The sequence below is a fragment of the Sphingomonas sp. genome (assembly GCF_013812825.1).
Taxonomy (GTDB): domain Bacteria; phylum Pseudomonadota; class Alphaproteobacteria; order Sphingomonadales; family Sphingomonadaceae; genus Sphingomicrobium.
Genome location: NZ_JACCSU010000013.1, coordinates 30,774 through 48,537, shown reverse-complemented (window position 1 = coordinate 48,537; position 17,764 = coordinate 30,774). Strand labels below are relative to the sequence as shown.

General features: G+C 66.6%; 15 protein-coding genes. 11 read left to right on the top strand and 4 right to left on the bottom strand.

Annotation, left to right across the window (positions count from 1 at the left end):
- The 4 genes from H0T81_RS01590 to metC form a co-directional block, all read left to right on the top strand.
- Positions 1-264 (top strand): hypothetical protein (locus H0T81_RS01590; protein ID WP_294009092.1); only part of this gene is annotated, 264 nt, incomplete at its 5' end.
- A gap of 161 nt (positions 265-425) precedes the next feature.
- Positions 426-905 carry a 50S ribosomal protein L13 gene (gene rplM / locus H0T81_RS01585; RefSeq protein WP_294009091.1) on the top strand — a complete coding sequence of 160 codons (480 nt, stop codon included), beginning with the start codon at positions 426-428 and terminating at the stop codon, positions 903-905.
- 1 nt (position 906) lies between these two features.
- Positions 907-1,500, top strand: coding sequence for a 30S ribosomal protein S9 (gene rpsI, locus H0T81_RS01580; protein WP_294009090.1), 594 nt, complete (start codon positions 907-909; stop codon positions 1,498-1,500).
- 175 nt (positions 1,501-1,675) lie between these two features.
- The gene (gene metC, locus H0T81_RS01575; protein WP_294009089.1) at positions 1,676-2,845 is read left to right on the top strand and encodes a cystathionine beta-lyase; all 1,170 of its coding nucleotides are present in this window, start codon (positions 1,676-1,678) and stop codon (positions 2,843-2,845) included.
- A 49-nt stretch (positions 2,846-2,894) separates the two neighbouring features.
- On the opposite strand, the gene H0T81_RS01570 is transcribed toward metC, so the two are convergent.
- Together H0T81_RS01570 and H0T81_RS01565 are read right to left on the bottom strand one after the other, a co-directional pair.
- Complete coding sequence (locus H0T81_RS01570) at positions 2,895-5,576, bottom strand: TonB-dependent receptor (RefSeq protein ID WP_294009087.1); 2,682 nt, start codon at positions 5,574-5,576, stop codon at positions 2,895-2,897.
- A 197-nt stretch (positions 5,577-5,773) separates the two neighbouring features.
- Positions 5,774-6,469 (bottom strand): queuosine precursor transporter, encoded by a 696-nt coding sequence (locus H0T81_RS01565; RefSeq protein ID WP_294009085.1) that lies wholly within the window; start codon positions 6,467-6,469, stop codon positions 5,774-5,776.
- Positions 6,470-6,554: 85 nt separating this feature from the next.
- Here H0T81_RS01565 and H0T81_RS01560 point away from each other — a divergent pair, with 85 nt between their 5' ends.
- The 5 genes from H0T81_RS01560 (at position 6,555) to H0T81_RS01540 (ending at position 13,202) form a co-directional block, all read left to right on the top strand.
- The gene (locus tag H0T81_RS01560; protein WP_294009083.1) at positions 6,555-7,553 is read left to right on the top strand and encodes an adenosine kinase; all 999 of its coding nucleotides are present in this window, start codon (positions 6,555-6,557) and stop codon (positions 7,551-7,553) included.
- A 10-nt stretch (positions 7,554-7,563) separates the two neighbouring features.
- Positions 7,564-8,154 carry a TIGR00730 family Rossman fold protein gene (locus H0T81_RS01555; protein WP_294009081.1) on the top strand — a complete coding sequence of 197 codons (591 nt, stop codon included), beginning with the start codon at positions 7,564-7,566 and terminating at the stop codon, positions 8,152-8,154.
- Positions 8,155-8,172: 18 nt separating this feature from the next.
- Entirely contained in the window at positions 8,173-9,450 is a 1,278-nt protein-coding gene (locus H0T81_RS01550; protein WP_294009079.1) for a nucleoside transporter C-terminal domain-containing protein, read from the top strand.
- Between the two features lie 142 nt (positions 9,451-9,592).
- Positions 9,593-10,558 carry a 2-oxoglutarate and iron-dependent oxygenase domain-containing protein gene (locus H0T81_RS01545; RefSeq protein WP_294009077.1) on the top strand — a complete coding sequence of 322 codons (966 nt, stop codon included), beginning with the start codon at positions 9,593-9,595 and terminating at the stop codon, positions 10,556-10,558.
- Between the two features lie 115 nt (positions 10,559-10,673).
- A complete protein-coding gene (locus H0T81_RS01540) occupies positions 10,674-13,202 on the top strand; it encodes an EAL domain-containing protein (RefSeq protein WP_294009075.1) in 2,529 nt (842 codons plus the stop codon).
- On the opposite strand, the gene H0T81_RS01535 is transcribed toward H0T81_RS01540, so the two are convergent.
- Positions 13,191-13,640: a cytidine deaminase gene (locus tag H0T81_RS01535; protein WP_294009073.1), complete on the bottom strand. Its 450-nt coding sequence runs from the start codon at positions 13,638-13,640 to the stop codon at positions 13,191-13,193. The genes H0T81_RS01540 and H0T81_RS01535 overlap by 12 nt on opposite strands.
- A gap of 59 nt (positions 13,641-13,699) precedes the next feature.
- Between H0T81_RS01535 and H0T81_RS01530 the strand changes: the two genes are divergently transcribed.
- Positions 13,700-14,512: a S1/P1 nuclease gene (locus tag H0T81_RS01530; protein ID WP_294009072.1), complete on the top strand. Its 813-nt coding sequence runs from the start codon at positions 13,700-13,702 to the stop codon at positions 14,510-14,512.
- Positions 14,509-16,203 carry a bifunctional metallophosphatase/5'-nucleotidase gene (locus tag H0T81_RS01525; RefSeq protein WP_294009070.1) on the top strand — a complete coding sequence of 565 codons (1,695 nt, stop codon included), beginning with the start codon at positions 14,509-14,511 and terminating at the stop codon, positions 16,201-16,203. Before H0T81_RS01530 ends, H0T81_RS01525 begins: the two co-directional genes overlap by 4 nt.
- Here H0T81_RS01525 and H0T81_RS01520 read toward each other — a convergent pair.
- Positions 16,200-17,651, bottom strand: a complete 1,452-nt coding sequence (locus H0T81_RS01520) for an AMP nucleosidase (protein ID WP_294009069.1) — start codon at positions 17,649-17,651, stop codon at positions 16,200-16,202. The two genes, H0T81_RS01525 and H0T81_RS01520, sit on opposite strands and share 4 nt — an antisense overlap.
- Between the last annotated feature and the right edge of the window lie 113 nt (positions 17,652-17,764).

Sequence of the window (17,764 nt, the reverse complement as noted above, 5' to 3'; positions counted from 1 at the left end):
GCGGCGGCCGGAGCCGGCGTGCTGGCCGGCGGCGCCACCGCGGCGAGCAGCGCCGGCATGTTCGCCGGAGCGGCGATCGCCAGCGCGACGGTCATCGCCATCCCGTTCGTCGCCCTGGGGAGCGCCTGGGGGATGTCCAAGATCAAGCGCAGCAAGAAGGAAAAGGCGATCCAGATGGCGATGGCCGGCTGCCTCGATCAGCGCGGGCACAAGATCGTCGGCTGGACCCGGGCGCCGAAGAAAGCCGCCGCCGGCAAGGAATAGAACGGTCGCATTTGGCTGTGGCCAAAGCGTAGGGTAACATGATACCCGCCAACAAAGCCCCCCGGTTTCGCTTGACTTTCTGCCCTTCCGCCGCGATTAGCCTCTCCACGGCGGCGCTCTGATGCGCCGCCTTTGCTGTTCCAACGAGAGGCACAACCGCCATGAAGGCGCTGATGAAGACCACCAAGTCGGTCAAGGCCGCCGAGGTGACCAAGAAATGGCATCTGATCGATGCCGACGGGCTGGTGGTCGGCCGACTGGCGACAATCATCGCCAACATCCTGCGCGGCAAGCACAAGGCCAACTACACGCCGCACATCGACTGCGGCGACCATGTCGTCGTGATCAACGCCGGCAAGGTCAGGTTCACCGGCCGAAAGCTCGAGCAGAAGACCTATTACAAGCACACCGGCTATCCCGGCGGGATCAAGGAAGTGACCGCCGGCAAGGTGCTCGAAGGCCGCTTTCCCGAGCGGGTGCTGGAAAAGGCCGTCGAGCGGATGATCCCGCGCGGGCCGCTCGGCCGCCAGCAGATGCGATCCTTGCACCTCTACACCGGGACCGAGCATCCGCACGGCGGCCAGAACCCCGAAACCCTCGACGTTGCCGGCATGAGCCGCAAGAACAAGGTGAGCGCCTAACATGGCCAAAAAGAAGACCCTGTCCGACCTCGGCGCTCTGACCAGCCCCGAGCCCGAGGCTCCCGAAGTCCCCGAGACCGCCGACTCATCGGCCGAAGGCGCCGCGGGCTCCGAGGCCGCTTCTCCGGCCGGATCGGGCGAAGACTCCGCTCCGCCGCCCGCGCCGCCGCAGGAGGAGGCCCCGCTTCGCGAGCAGCAGCTCGACAAGTTCGGCCGCGCCTATGCGACCGGCCGCCGCAAGGACGCCGTTGCCCGCGTTTGGCTGAAGCCGGGCTCCGGCCGGATCGTCATCAACGAGCGCGAGCAGGAGCTCTATTTCGCCCGGCCGACGCTGCGCCTGGTGATCAACCAGCCGTTCGATGTCGCCGATCGCCGCGGCGCCTACGACGTCGTCGCGACGGTCAAGGGCGGCGGCCTGTCGGGCCAGGCCGGCGCGGTCAAGCACGGCATCGCCCAGGCTTTGACCCGGTTCGAGCCCGCGCTTCGCACAGCCGTCAAGCGCGCCGGATTCCTGACCCGCGACCCGCGCGTCGTCGAGCGCAAGAAGTACGGCCGGGCCAAGGCCCGCCGAAGCTTCCAGTTCAGCAAGCGGTAAAGCGGACGCGGCCGACCGCAGCGAGGCCGACGCCAAGCGTCGCCCGAGCAGCGGCCGGACTCGCGGCACGCCGGACGGCCTGCGGTCAAGCGGCATCGGCCGCGTCGACCGACAGGACCGACGTCACGCGATTCACTCGCGTGACGGCCCCAGCTCCAGCCGGTACAACCGCCGCATGAGCAGCAAGGACAAGCGCCCCGATACCAAGCTCGTCCACGGCGGCCGCCGGGGCGAGTGGCTCGGCGGAATGGTCAACGTGCCGGTCGCGCGCACCTCGACGGTGCTGTTCGAGGACGTCGCGTCGATGCAGGCCGCCTACCCGCCGCGCGACGGGACCCTGAGCTACGGCCGCAACGGCACTCCGACCTTGTGGTCGCTGGCCGAGGCGCTGACCGAGCTCGAGCCCGGCGCGGCCGGGACCCGGCTGTACCCGTCGGGCGCCGCGGCGGTGTCGTTCGCCCTCGCCAGCGTGGTCAAGCCCGGCGACCAGCTGCTGATGGTCGACAGCGTTTACCAGCCGACCCGGACCTTCTGCGACCTCGGCCTCAAGCGCTACGGGATCGCAACCCGCTACTACGACCCGCGAGCGACCGCGGCGGAGGTCGAGGCGCTGCTGTCCAGGACCACCAAGGCGATCTTCATGGAGAGCCCCGGCTCGCTGACCTTCGAGGTCCAGGACGTGCCCGGCATCTGCGCGGTCGCCAGGAAACACGGAGTCACGACCCTGCTCGACAACACCTGGGCGACGCCGCTGTTCTTCCAGGCGCTGCCCCGCGGCATCGACCTGTCGATCCTCGCCTGCACCAAATATGTCGCCGGCCACGCCGACGTGATGCTCGGCTCGGTCACCGCGACGGAGGCCTATTGGCAGGAGCTCAACCGGACCGCCCGGCTGTACGGCCAGTCGGTCGGTCCCGACGACGCCTACCTCGCCGCCCGTGGCCTTCGGACGATGGGCGTCCGGCTTCGCCGCCACGAGGACAGCGCGATCAAGATCGCGCGTTGGCTGCAGGATCAGGCGCCGGTCGCGCAAGTACTCCATCCGGCCCTCGAAAGCTGTCCCGGCCACGAATATTGGAAGCGCGATTTCACCGGCTCGTCGGGACTGTTCGCAATCGTCCTCAACGACGTCGATGAGGCCGCCGCGGCGCGGTTCGTCGAAAACCTCGACCTGTTCGGGATCGGTTACAGCTGGGGCGGCTTCGAGAGCCTCGCCCTCCCCGTCCAGCCGAAACGCACCGCATCCACCAGCCCGCCCGGGCCGATCGTTCGGCTCCACATCGGCCTCGAGGACCCCGACGACCTGATGGCGGACCTCGACCGCGGCTTGAGGGCGATCGCCTGAAAAGACACGGGCGGCGCCCGAAGACGCCGCCCGTTCGATGCCGACCCGTCTACAGCCCGAGATTGAGCGAGACGGAAATGGTCCGCGGAGCGCCGATCTGGACGAACGGCGGCCTCGCGAAGAAGCCGCCGCTGTTGACGCCCTGGTTCAGCCCACCGCCGAAGCCGCCGACGTAAAGCTTGTCGAACAGATTGTAGACGTTCAGCTGAAGATAAGTCCGGGGGAGCCCCAGGCTCCTCAGATTGTAACGCGCGTCGAGGTGGACCAGCCAGTAAGCGGGCGCCTTGGCTCCGAACACCTGAGCGACCGGAGCGCTCGCCGTACATCCACGCGCGGGTATTCCATTCAGGCAGTCCACGTCGCCAGTGAACACCGGCTCGTTGCTGTCGTACACGAAACGCGGGCCGGTCCGCTTGGCCGTGACCCCGAGATCGATGGGTCCCCACTGACCCAATACCGAACCGCCGAACGTGTATTTGGGAGTACCAGCCTCTCGGTTGCCCCTGGTGAAAGCACAGTTTCTGATGCCGGTAATGGTGTTGGGTTCCGCATTATCGCAATCGATCCCGGCGCCACCAGCGTCGTCGACCTGCAAATGCTCCTTGATCTTCGAGCGGTTCCACGAGCCGAACCCGTACAGGGTCAGTTCGCGGATCGGGGACCATGCCGCCGAGCCATCGAATCCCCATTTGTCGACGCGGCCAAGGTTGCGGAACACCGTCTGGTCGAGCTCGGGATCATAGGCCGAGGCGAGACGGTTGGTGAACTTGGTGAACCACACCCCCGCTTGCGCCTGGACCTTCGCGCTGCGGTAGCGCAGCCCGGAGTCATAGGTGTCGGTCGTTTCCGGGTCCGGCTTGGCTTGCTCGAAATCTTCGGGGAAGAAGAACGCGTCGTACAGGCTGTCCGTGCCCGGGACCGACAGGCCTTTGGCAAAACTGACAAAGCCACTCAGCTGATCGGTGAAGTCGTAGACCGCCCCGACGTTCGGGAGCAGCTTGTCGTATTTCAGAACCCGGCGCTGTGGCGGCGACCATCCGGTGATCCTGCCGGTGACCGGGTTGACGCCATGGGGATTGAGCGCCGCCATTTGGGCGTCGATCGCCTCGTTCCGGCCGCTGCATTCGACGAACCCCGAAGCCGACGAGGTGAAGCAATAGTTCTCGAGGTCGCGTTTGAAGAACGGGGCGCGGACGCCGGCGTTGACCGTCAATGCCCCGAACTCGCCGCGCCATTCTCCGGCGGCCTGGTTGAGGATCGCGTAAGACTGGCGGTCGCGCTTCTGGACCGTGCTCCCGCTGGCCGCGACGACTGGGTCGTTGATCGGAAAGACGTCTTCCGGCTCGCCACTGGGTTTCAGGAATCCGACCTGGCCGGTCTGGCGATGGTTGGCGTTGTCGTGGGTGTAGCTGAACCGGAAACTGTGGCTGGGGTTCAAGTCCCACCGCAGGCCCGCAATCACGCCGTAGCGGCGGGTCCGGGTTTGGCTCGGATTGAGGATCGTGACCGTATCAAGCAGGTCGCCGTCACCGTTGAGATCGATGCCGATGTAGGGGTCGCCTGCGAACACGCCAGTGAGGCAATTGACGGTCGCGCTGTTCGCCGCCGTCCGGCAGTTCGCTCGGCCACCGGCCGGGTTGACGTCGAAGCCGTACTCCCGGGCGGTGTCGGTGCCGCCGCCGTTGGCTTTCACGTACTGGAAGCTGGGGTCGACGGTCAGCGTGATGCTGTCGGTGATCGAGAACCGCGACGCGCCGCGGATGTTGCCGGTGTTGGACGGATTGTAGCGACGGTTGAACTCGGTGCCGCAGCTGGAACCTCCCGGCGGAGCGGGAGCCGGCGAGTCCACCGCTCCCGCCTTGGGCGTGTCGAGGCGGCACGGATAGTTGATGTCATGGAAGCGGTCGTCACGGCTCTGCGGGAATCCGTTTGGAACGTCGACATCGTTGCGCAGCGAGACCGACCCGAAGAAGTTGTTTCGGTTCTGGTTGTAGTGACCGGACAGGGCCACGAAGTCACCGGTCGAACCTAGCGGCTGCCAGATCCGCGCGTTGTACTGCTGCTTGTCGATCTTGCCATAATTGCTGAACGGTTGCTCATTGTCGGCTTTGGACGCTGAAACATAGGCGCGGGTGCCCCACGGTCCAAGACCACCTAGGTTCCAGACTCCGAAGAATCGGCGGAAGTCATATTCGCCGAGCGAGATCAGGCCCCGGAAGTTCATGTCGGTGGTCGGAACCATCGTCCGGTAATTGACGGTTCCGCCGACGGCCGAGGCGGTCGGCGAGTCGACGTCGGTCGTGCCGAGGTTGACGTTGACCTGGTCGATCAGTTCCGGGTCGAGCTGCTGGTTCGAATAGATCGCGTAATTGCCGCTGTCGTTGAGCGGGATGCCGTCGAAGGTCAGGCTGATCCGGGTCGAATCGAAACCGCGGATGGTCAGCGTTCCGCCGGACGAGCCGTAGGCGTCATTGTTCTGGAAGCTTACTCCGGGGACGAGGTTGACGGTGTCGAGGATCGTCTGTCCCGGGTTCTGGCGGGCGATGATCTCCTGAGTCAGGACCGCCTTGGGCTTCGTCGTATCGGGGACCTGGATGCCGCCGACTTCGCGGACTCGGGTGCCGGTGACGATGATGGCGTCCTTCTCGAAGTCAACGGAACCCGTCGACTGGGCAAGAGCGACTTCCGGCAGCAGGAATGCCGTCGAGCAAAGCAGAGCGAATTTTTTCACGGAAATTATCCCCCGAACGAGCGACTCACTGAACGACTCGCAAGGGCAGCTATAGCCGGTTCAAGACTCTGCGATGACAAGGAATTCGGCCGCTGCCGGATTCCTGTCCGCCGTTGCAGATTGGACACGGAAAATCGAAGCCGCCACCCCCGCGACTCGGCCATCAGATCAGCACCTCCGCTTCGGCTTTTCAAGCGCTAAGCGACGGTGCCCGCTCTTTCGTCGAGCCTTCGGCCGATGGCGACGAAGAGATAGATGAGCGGCGGCACCATCACGGCCGACAGCACCACCTTGGCGAGCATCTGGCCGAGCATCAGGCCCAAGATCGGGAACACGCCGTAAAAGGCGATGCCGATGAACAAGAAGGTGTCGACGATCTGCGACAGCATCCCGGCGACCCCGGCGCGCAGCCACAGGAAACGCCCCGACTCGCGCTTCAACCGGGTGAAGATCGTGACGTTGAGGAATTGCGACACTCCGTAGGCGATGATCCCGGCGATCCAGATGCGCGGCGTCGCGCCCATCACCATCTCGAAGGCGGCAAGGCGCGCCGGGTCCATCTCGTCCGCCGCCGGAAGCGCCAGCACCAGGGTCGCCAGCAGCATCGAGGCGATCAGCGGGACGAAGCCGATCAGCACCAGCCGGTTGGCCGTCGGCCGGCCGAACAGCTCCGCGATGGTGCTCGATGTGACGACGAGCATCAGAAAGGCGAGGATGCCGGCCTCGACGGCCAGCGGCCCGAGCTCGATCTGCTTGTTGGCGAGCACTCCGGCGATCACCACCATGCCGCCGTAGAAGATTCCAAAGGCGAACAGCGACGGGCTGGTGATCGCGGGCTGCTGTGGTTCGATCGCGTCGGGTGAGCGGGCGGCCGCCTGGACTTCGCTGGTCATGGCGGAGTCGCGTAACGCCTCGCCGGGCTCCCCGCAATGACGGCGAGTTGACCGCCCGCCGGGGCCGACGCTAGGCCCGGCAACCGTGACTTCCCCAAAGCTCGACATTGTCGCCATCGGCGATGCGATCGTCGATGTGATCGCCACTTGCGACGACGAATTCATCGCCGGGCGCGGGCTTCAGAAGGGTTCGATGCGCCTGCTCGATCCGGACGAGGCCGAGGAGCTCTACGAGGCGATGGGGCCGGCCCGCGAGATCGGCGGCGGCTCGGCGGCCAACAGCATGGCCGGGGTTGCCGCGCTGGGCTTGGGCGCGGGCTTCATCGGCCAGGTCGCCGACGACCAGTTGGGAGCGATCTTCGCTCACGACATGCGCTCGCTGGGAGTGCGGTTCGACACCCCGCCGCTGCCGAGGGGCGACGGCTCCGGCCCGCCGACCGGCCGCTGCCTGATCCTCGTCACCCCGGACGCCCAGCGAACGATGAACACCTGTCCGGGCGCCAGCCACGAGCTCAGTCCGCAGGCGATCGACGAAGAGCTGGTGCGCTCGGCCGCGGTGACTTTCCTCGAAGGCTATCTGTGGGGCCCCGAACGGCCGCGCTCGGCGATGCTTCGGGCCGCCGAGATCGCCCATCAGGCGGGCCGGACGGTCGCCTTCACCTTGTCCGAGAGCCTGTGCATCCCCGGCCGGCGCGAAGGAGTCCAGGCGATCATCGACGCCGGCGCGATCGACCTCTTGTTCGCCAATGAGGAGGAGGTCCGGCATCTGACCGGCAGCGGCGACCTCGAGCGCGCGATTGGCGAGCTGTCGGCAAAGGTCACGACCCTGGTCGTCACCCGCGGAGCGGCGGGGTCAATGGCGCTGGAGGACGGCCAGCGGGCCGAAATCCCCGCGGCGCCGGTCGACCAGGTGGTCGACACGACCGGCGCCGGCGACCTGTTCGCCGCCGGCTTTCTCGCCGCCCGCTGCCGAGGCCACGCGCTGCAGCGCTGCCTGGAGTCGGGCGCGCTCGCCGCCGCCGAGGTCATCTCGCATTTCGGCGCCCGGCCCGAAGCCGACCTCAAGACCCTGGTGCGGCTGTGAAGGCGCGCCTGTGAAGTCGGCCCTGAAGTCGGTCCGTCGGCTGGCGGTCTATTGCGGGTCGTCGATCGGCTCCGACCCGGTGTTCGCCGACTCGGCGGTCGAGCTCGCCGGGGTGATGGCGGAGCGCGGCGTCGACCTCGTCTATGGCGGCGGTCGGCTGGGGCTGATGGGGCTGATGGCCGACAGCGTGCTCGCCGCCGGTGGCCGCGCCTACGGGGTCATCCCCAACGCGCTGGTCGATCTGGAGGTCGCCCACACCGGCCTTACCGAGCTTCACCGGGTCGACACGCTGCACGAGCGCAAGGCCAAGATGACCGACCTCGCCGACGCGTTCCTCGCTCTTCCCGGCGGCATCGGCACGCTCGATGAACTGTTCGAGGCCTGGTCGTGGAACGCGCTCGGCTATCACGCCAAGCCGCTCGCACTGCTCAACGTCGCCGGCTTCTGGGACGGGCTCGACTCGTTTCTCGACCACGCCGCCGCCTGCGGCTTTCTGTCGCCCGCGAGGCGCGAGCAGCTGCTGGTCGCCGGCACTGCGGACGAAGCGCTCAAACTGCTGGACGAAGCCGCCGCGACCGCTGCAAAAGGCATGGTCTGGTAAGTCGCCCGGGGGAACTCAATGAATCAGATCCTGCTCGGCCTCGCCGGCATCCTCGTCATCCTCGCGCTGGCGGTCGCCTTGTCGACCAACCGCAGGGCGATCCGCCTGCGGGTCGTTGCCGCCGCGTTCGCGCTGCAGGCGGGGATCGCGGTTCTGGTGCTCTACACGCCGTGGGGAATCGCGGCGATCAAGGGCATGTCCAACGGCGTCGCCAATATGCTCGGCTATGCCAACGAAGGGACCGAATTCCTCTTCGGGCCGGCCGAGAACAACCCGCTGGCGCTGACCTTCGCGCTCGCCGCCTTGCCGGTGATCATCTTCTTCGCCTCGATCGTCGCCATCCTCTATTATCTGGGAATCATGCAGCGGATTGTCCGCTGGGTCGGCGGTGCGATCGGCTGGATCACCGGCGTCAGCCGGGTCGAGGCGCTGGGCGCCGCCGCCAACATCTTCGTCGGCCAGTCCGAATCGCCCCTCGTCGTCCGCCCCTATCTCGCCGCTCTTGCGCCCTCGCGCCTGTTCACCTTGATGGCGGTCGGAATGGCGGGCGTCGCCGGAACCATCCTCGCCGCCTATGCCAGCCTGCTCGGCGAGCGATATCTGCCCTATCTGCTCGCCGCCGCCTTCATGTCGGCGCCGGGCGGGATCCTGATGGCCAAGATCATCGTGCCGGACGATCCGCCCGGTTCCGACGAGCTTCCACTGGAAGGCGGCGTGGCTTCCACCAGCGGCACCGAGGACCAGGTCGACGTCGCCGAAACCTTCGAGGAAGGCGAGCGGCCGGCCAACATCATCATGGCCGCGGCGCAGGGCGCCCAGACCGGAGTCAAGCTCGCCGTCGCGGTCGGAGCGATGGTGCTCGCCTTCGTCGCTTTGGTCGCGCTCGCCAACGGCCTGCTGTCGGGTGTCGGCGGCTGGGTGGGGATCGAGGGCCTGACCTTCCAGCGGCTGGTCGGCTACGTCTTCGCTCCGATCATGTTCCTGATCGGCGTTCCGTGGAACGAGGCCGGGACCGCCGGCGGCCTGTTCGGCACCAAGCTGGTCCTGAATGAATTCGTCGCCTTCATCGACCTTGGGCAGATGAGCCCCGGGACCATGAGCGAACGCAGCCGCGCCATCGTCACCTTCGCGTTGTGCGGCTTCGCCAATTTCAGCTCGATCGCGATCCAGATGGCGGTGACCGGCGGCCTCGCCCCCAACCAGCGCCCGGTGATCGCCCGGCTCGGGATCCGAGCGCTGATCGCCGGCAGCCTCGCCAACCTGATGAGCGCGGCGCTGGCCGGGCTGTTGATCTAGTCTCCTCCCTGGGACGGGGAGGTGGCAGCCCGCAGGGCTGACGGAAGGGGTCCTTCACCGCGCACACCGCCCCCTCCACCATCGAATCTTCGGTTCGACGGTCCCCCTCCCCGTTCGGGGGAGGAGATGCTAATGGCGTCCCATGGCCACGATCACCGACGACACCGCCGACACCACCGACACCGTCGCGTCCGTCTCCTTGCAGGACGCCGACCGCGAGCCCGACGCCTTCGCTCAAAAGCTCGGCCGAAGCTTCGAGGAATATGGCTTCGCCATCATCGCCGGCCACGGCATCCCCGACGAGCTGATCGACGAGGCCGAGGAAAAGGCCAGAGCCTTTTTCGCGCTGCCCGAGGAGGTGAAGCGCAAATATCATGTGCCCGGCGGCGGCGGGGCTCGCGGCTACACGCCGTTCGGGATCGAGACGGCCAAGGGCGCGCAGGCCTTCGACCTCAAGGAATTCTGGCACGTCGGCCGCGAGTTTGCTCCGGGCCACCCGTTCCGGGGCCACATGGGCGACAACATCTGGCCCGAAGAGGTCGCGAGCTTCAAGGACACGTTCCTCAAGCTCTACGACACGTTCGACCGAACCGGCCTCAAGATCCTCCAGGCGATCGCTCGCTTCCTGAAAATCGACGAGGATTATTTCATCGACACCGTCCGCGACGGCAATTCGGTGCTTCGCCTGCTCCATTATCCGCCGATCGAGGGCGAGCCGGGAAGCAATGTCCGCGCCGGAGCGCACGAGGACATCAACACGATCACTCTGCTGCTCGGCGCCGAGGAGGCCGGCCTCGAGCTATTGACCCGCGACGGGCGCTGGATCCCGGTGTCACCCAGGCCCGGCGAGCTGGTGGTCAACATCGGCGACATGCTTCAGCGGCTGACCAACGGCCTGTTGCGCTCGACCACCCACCGAGTCGCCAACCCGCCGCCCGAGCGCCGCAACCGCTCGCGCTACTCGATGCCCTTCTTCCTGCACTTCCGCTCGGATTTCCTGGTCGAGGCGCTGCCCGCCACCGTGCCGGACGGCGAGCCGTCCAAGTGGCCGCCGATCACCGCCAACGACTACCTCCAGGAGCGCCTGCGCGAGATCAAGCTGACGTAGCATCCGCGGCGGGCAGTTTCGGCGGCTTTGCCGGGGTTAGGCCCGATTCGGATGTAGCAATGAAGATTCGTTTACTCACCTCAACTTAACCCCGGACTCCAAGTCCGGAGTCCCGATGAACGCGCAGACCGAAGCGCCCCGTCGCCGCTGGTGGCGTGAAAAAGCTTTGCCCCTGCGCCTTGGGCTGGAAACGCTCGTCACGTGCGCGGTGGTGTTGACGGCGTTCGCTTTGATCTTCCGCGACGACCTCACCGGCCGGCACTTGAGTTTCGGTCCGGACGGCAGCAGCGCCCCCTTCGTAAGCTATTGGTTCAGCGACTCGAGCGACGGCGGCCACTCCGTCGCCAGCGAGGACAAGGGACGCCCGCTCGCCTGGTCCTGCAGCCTGACGAACAAGTATCGGTACCGTTATTGCGGCTTCGGCCTGATGTTCGAGCCTGGTGACACAGGTCGCGGCCTCGACTTGAGAGACTTTGAACGGCTGAAGGTGAGGCTGACCTACCAGGGCCCGGGGCGGTCGCTGCGTGTCGTGCTGAAGAACAAGGATCAGCGCTATCTGGCGTTGGGCGCCCCGACGATAGAAAAGCGGAGCCAGGCATCCGTACCGATTTACTCCGGCGAACAGACGATCGACCTGGAACTGGCCGATCTGGCGGTCGCCGAGTGGTGGCGCGACAGTGCTGCGCGCCCGTCGATCGAGCTCGCGCGACCCGAGTTTCACAACGTGGTGGCGATGGAGTTGCTGACCGGCGTCGAATCCAAGCCGGGCCGCTATCGCCTGGTCGTCAGCGAGATCTCGTTGGAGGGAGAGGCAGTCGGCATCGAAGCGTGGTACGTCGGCATTGCGCTGGCCTGGGCATTGCTGATTGCCGGCGTCCTGCTTCAGCGCCGCAGGGAAGCGGCCAAGTGGAAGGAGCAACTCGCCACCAAGTGGCGCACGACCCTCGATACCATCCCGCACATGGTCTGGTCGCTCGACGAACAAGGGAAGTTCCACTTCAACCGGCGCTGGGAAGACTTCACGCAAACCATGTTCGGCAGCGACTTTTCGAACGAATGGTGGGAGGTGGTTCACCGCGACGAGATCGAGCTCGTCGTCGCCGAGTGGGGCAGCTGTGTTCAGTCCGGCCGCGATTTCGAAGTTCAGTGCCGGTTGAAGCATCACAGCGGCGAGTACCGCTGGGTGGTGGCGCGCGCGGTTGCCGCAAAGGATGCTTCAGGGACAATAACCGGCTGGTACGGCACCTGCACCGACGTGCACGACCGGGTGCTCGCGCAGCGCGCGCTTGTAGAGAGCGTCACCCGCGAGCGCAGGAAGGCTCAGCAGCTCAAGTGGGTGAGCGAACATGATGCCCTGACCGGTCTTTCCAACCGCCGCGCATTCCAGAAACGGTTGGATTCGGCGGTTCTGCATGCACACAAAACCAATGAGCAGATCGGCCTGATGCTGATCAATCTCGACCACTTCAAGCACATCAACGACGCTTTTGGCCACATCGCCGGGGACGAACTCCTCAAGGGCGTCAGCGAGCGGCTTCGCGCTGCGGTTCGCCACAACGAGATGGTCGCCCGGCTCGGCGGTGACGAATTCGCGATCATCCTGGAAAATGTCCGCTCGCGGGAGGACTTCAACCTTGTCGGCAACGCCGTGGCAGCCGCCATTCAGGCTCCGATGAAGTTGAGACGGCGCCTTGTAACTCCGGACGCCAGCATCGGCGGAGCCTTCTATCCGGTTGATGGCGGCAATGCGGAGGACATATTCAACGCCGCCGACGCGGCGCTTTATGCCCTCAAGCGCGCCGGCCGCGGTGGCTTCAGGATGTTTCGCTGTCATATGCTCGAAGACATCAAGACGGCCGCCCTGCAGCTCCGCAGGGCCCGCGAAGTCATCGCCGACAACACGATCGTCGCCCTTTATCAACCAAAGGTAAGAGTGCGCGGCACCTCGCTCACCGGGTTCGAGGCGCTGCTGCGCTACAGGAATTCGCTAGGGACGCTCGAATTGCCCGAAACCCTTGAGGAAGCATTCAAGGACTATGAGCTGGCGGCGAAGATCGGCGAGATGATGCATCGCCGGGTGGCACGCGACATTCGGTCGTGGCTCGATGATGGTCTCGAGTTCGGCCACGTATCGCTCAACGCCGCGCCGGCCGAGTTTCTGCGCGACGACTATGCCGAGCGCCTGCTCGAGGTGCTTCGTCAGGAGCGGGTCTCAGCCGAATACATCGAGGTCGAGGTCACCGAGCACGTCTTCCTTGATCGCGGGACGGAATATGTCGCCAGGGCGCTGACTGCGCTGAAGGAAGCGGGTGCCAAGCTTTCGCTGGACGATTTCGGCACCGGTCATTCGTCCTTGTCGCATCTGCGCGACTTCCCTGTCGACTTCGTGAAGATCGACCAGTCGTTCATTCGGCAGATGGTCGAAGACGAGGAGATCGCAGCACTCGTCGCGGGTGTGATCAATCTCGTGTGCAGCCTCGGGCTGGATGTCGTCGCGGAGGGAGTCGAGACCCCAAGGCAGCTACAGTTGCTGCGCTCGATGGGGTGTCAACTCGCGCAAGGCTATCTGTTCGGCATGCCGATGGAGGCCGCACGGATCCCGGCGTTCATATCCGGCGGGAAAAGAGTGGCGTCAGCCGCCTGAAGCGTCGGCGAGGTTGGCGGGGCCGAAGCCGTGCGGCATCAGCGTCGAGATCGAGTGACGCTCGACCCGGCTGCCCTCCCCGTTGGCGCAAATGATCTCGACGTCGCGGCCGGACAATTGCGCCGCTTCGAGGATCGCCTGGCGGCAACCGCCGCACGGCGTGCAGGCGCCCTCTCCCGCCAGCGACCCGCCCTCGATCCGTCCGCCCGCCACGGCGATGCGCGCGACATTCTCGAGCCCGAAGGCGGCCTGGGCGGCGGTCAGAGCGCTCTGCTCGGCGCAGATTCCGAGCCGGTAGCAGGCGTTCTCCATGTTGGCTCCGCTAACCACTTCGCCGTGTGTCGATTCGATCGCGCAGCCGACGTGGAAGTGCGAGTAAGGCGCATAGGCGCGGAGCGCCGCGGCCCGCGCGCGCTCGACAAGCTCTTGGTCTGTCATGCATTTGACCTTAGGCGGGTTCAGAAGCGCTCGACAACAGGTGTCGCAGGAGTGGAGTCATGAACTTGCAGCCGGCCAGGCTCATCCTCGTTGCAGCGGTGGTCGCGGCGAGCGCCAATCCAAGCCCGGCATTCGCCTGGGGCCGAACCGGGCACCGGGTGGTCGCCGCGGTCGCCGACCAGCACCTGAGCGGCCTGGCCCGTGCCCACGTCCGCGAAATCCTCGGCGTCGAAAGTCTCGACGAAGCCGCTTTCTGGCCGGACGAGATGAAATCCGACCCGAGCCCCTTCTGGCAGAAGACGGCCTCGCCGTGGCACTATGTGACGGTCGGCGGCTTCACCTACGACCAGCCGCCGCCCGAAGGCGACGCGCAATCGGCACTGCGCAAGTTCCGGGCGATGCTCGAGGACCCCACCACGTCGAAAGCCGACCGGCAGCTGGCTCTGCGCTTCATCGTCCACCTGGTCGGCGACCTGCATCAGCCGCTGCACGTGGGGCGCCCGGGCGACCGGGGCGGCAATGACGTGAAAGTCACCTGGTTCGGGCGCGACACCAACCTCCACGCGGTGTGGGACACGGCGCTGGTCGATGACGAACAGCTGTCCTTCACCGAATGGGCGGAGCGCCTCAACCGTCACACTCGAAGCCGCGACGTGATCGACTGGTGGGTGGTCAACCCGATCGTCTGGATCACCGAGAGCGCCCAGATCCGCGAGACCATCTATCCCCGGGACCCGGCGCTGTCGTGGGACTATGGATTTCGGCACAAGCCGGTCATCAAGCGCCGGCTCGCCCAGGGGGGCGTGAGGCTCGCGGCCTACCTCAACGACCTGTTCGACCCGCAGCGCGGGGCTCGGCCGGACGCCCCGTGAGGCTGTTTCCAGTCCCGCTCGCGCTCGGCCTCGCCGCGTGCGTGTCGACGCCCCCGCCGCCCGCCGCTCCAGCCGGACCGGTCGAGGTGCAGATCCTGGCCATCAACGATTTCCACGGCAATCTCGAGCCGCCGGCGTCACCGGTCGAGCGGGTCGAAGCGGATGGCACGAAGCGCAGGGAAGCGCTGGGCGGAGTCGCCTATGTCGCCTCGCTCCTGGCCGGATTGCGGTCGGGGCAGGCCAACAGCATGACCATTTCGGCGGGCGACCTCATTGGGGCGAGCCCGTTCGTCTCCGCCAATTTCCTCGACGAACCGACCGTTCTGGCGATGAACAGCATCGGCCTCGATTTCAACGCCGTCGGCAACCATGAGTTCGACAAGGGCACCGCCGAGCTGTTGCGAATGCAAAATGGCGGCTGCGGCAAATTCACCACTCGAGTACCGTGCCAGGTCGACCGCTCGTTCGGCGGAGCCCGCTTCGGTTTCCTTGCCGCCAATGTCCTGAGGCCCGATGGATCGACCCTGTTTCCCGCCACCGCGATCAAGGACTTCGGAGCGGTGCAGGTGGGAATCATCGGCATGACTCTCAAGGAGACGGCGACCCTGGTGACTCCGGCCGGAGTGGCCGGGCTGCGGTTTGCCGACGAAGCGGCGACGGCCAACGCGCTGGTGCCGCGGCTGCGGGCGGCGGGCGCCGACCTGATCGTGCTGGCGCTGCACCAGGGCGGCCGCTCGGACGGAGTGTTCAACGTCATCGGCTGCCCGGGGCTGAGGGGCGACATTCTGCCGATCCTCGACGCGCTCGATCCGGCTGTTTCGGTGGTCGTGTCCGGCCACACGCACGAGGCCTATGCGTGCGAGCGGCCGGCGCTCGACGGCAGCCGGCGATTGCTGACCAGCGCCGGTCGATACGGCTATTTCGTCACCGACATCCGCGTTCGAGTGGACCCGGCGCAGGGTCGCCCGACCCATTCCGCCGCCCGGAACATCCCGGTGACTCGCGACCGGCTTCCCGACCCGCAGGTCAAGGCGCTGGTCGAGCGCTACGCCGCCGCCGCCGCTCCGGCCGCGGCCCGAATCGTCGGCCGCCTGTCGGGTCCGGCGATGCATGGCCCGTTCGACGACGAGACCGCGGCCGCGAACCTGATCGCGGACGCGCAGCTGGCCGCAAGCCGCGAGCCGCGGGCGGCCGGTTCCCAGGTCGCGTTCATGAACAGCACCGGGGTTCGCACCGATCTCGTGCCGGACGCCCAGGGCAATGTTCGGTTCGGCCAGATTTTCGAAATGCAGCCGTTCGGCAACGGCCTGGTCGTGATGACCCTGACCGGAGAGCAGATCCGGCGAATGCTCGAGCAGCAGTTTGCGGCCGCGAGCTATCCGCCCGGCGCCCGTCCTGCGCTGATGGTGCCCTCGGAAGGCTTCCGGTTCGAGTACGACCTGTCGCGCCCGAGAGGTCAACGGATCACCTCGATGACGCTCGAGCGCCGACCTTTGGACGCGGGCAAGCGATACCGGGTCACCGTCAACAACTTCCTCGCCAGCGGCGGCGACGGCTTCACCGTCCTGACCGAAGGCACGGACCTGTTCGACGCCGGCCTCGACCTCGACGCTCTGGAGGCCTGGCTCGGCAAGGAAGCCAAGGTCCCGAAGCTCGGCCGTACCCGCAACGTCACCCCGCCCGCGCCCTAGCGCAGCGGCGGCTCGTCGAAGCTGCGCAATTTCCGGCTGTGCAGAGCGTCGCCCTCGCGCTTCAAGAGCAGCAGCGCCTCGATCCCGATCCGCAGGTGCTGGCTGATCGCCCGGTCGTAGAACGCATTGGCCTGGCCGGGCAGCTTCAGTTCGCCGTGCAGCGGCTTGTCGGACACGCACAGCAGGGTCCCATACGGCACCCGGAAGCGATAACCCTGGGCGGCGACGGTCGCCGATTCCATGTCGATCGCCACTGCCCGGCTCTGGTTGAAGCGCCGCGCCGACAGAGTGTAGCGAAGCTCCCAATTGCGGTCGTCGGTGGTGACCACGGTTCCCGTCCGCAGCCGCTTCTTCAGCGAATCCTCGTCCTCGCCGGTGACCGTCATCGCCGCCTCGAACAGCGCCTGCTGGACCTCGGCGATCGCCGGCAGCGGGATCTCCACCGGCAGCACGTCGTCGAGCAGATGGTCGTCGCGCAAATAGGCGTGGGCGAGCACATAGTCGCCGATCGCCTGGCTGGGCCTGAGGCCGCCACAATGGCCGATCATCAGCCACACTTCGGGCCGGAGCACCGCGATATGGTCGCAGATGGTCTTGGCATTGGCCGGCCCGACGCCGATGTTGACGAGGCTGATGCCGGTGCCGCCCTCGGCCATCAGATGGTAGGCCGGCATCTGGTGACGGCGCCAGTTGCCGGCGGCGATCTCGGCCTCCGCATCGGTCAGCTCACCGGGGCGGTAGAGCCCGCCGGGCACCGAAAATGAAGTAAAGGCGCTGTCCGCCCGCCGCAGCTCGCCGACCGCGAAGGCGACGAATTCGTCGACATAGCGCACATAGTTGGTGAACAGGACGAAGTGCTGGAAATGCTCGGGCGGAGTGCCGGTGTAATGCTTGAGCCGGGCGAGGCTGAAGTCGGTGCGCGGCCCGTCGAACAGCGCCAGCGGGCGCGCGCTGTGCCGCGACAAGTCCCAGGCGCCGTCGGCGATCTCGTCGCCAATGTGGACCAGCTCGCTCGACGGGAACCAGCGCGACAGCTCCGAGGCGCCGACCTCGCCGAGCTCGATCTCGGCTCCGTCGAGCACGTAGGGATAAGGGATTTCGCTGGCCGACCGGCCGGCCGAGATATCGACCGCATAATCGTGGACCAGATGCTCGAGCTGGACCCGCAGATATTCCCTCATCAGGGCCGGACGGGCGATGCTGGTCGCGTAGATGCCGGGCTGGTTCAGCCGGGCGAACGCCCGCGCCGGCGCCCGGGGCTCGGCGGCGGGCTCATAGTCGATGCGCAGCTCGGGATAGGCAAAGCGCCCGTCCGCGCGCTCGGCGGGATCGGGCTTGGCGCCGCTGCTCACATAGTCCGCAAGCGCCTGGCGCAAGTTTGCCGCGGAGACATCGTAGATCTCGCAAAGCTGGTCGAGGATCGCCGGAATGTCGTCGGAACGAGTCATTCGCCTCTCGCTAGGCGGCCTCGCCGGTGGTGGCAATGATCAGCTGGACGCCGACCGGGAAGCGGGAGCGCGCGCGTTCATCCCCGCGTGCTCCCGGATCGCCCCCCGCTCAA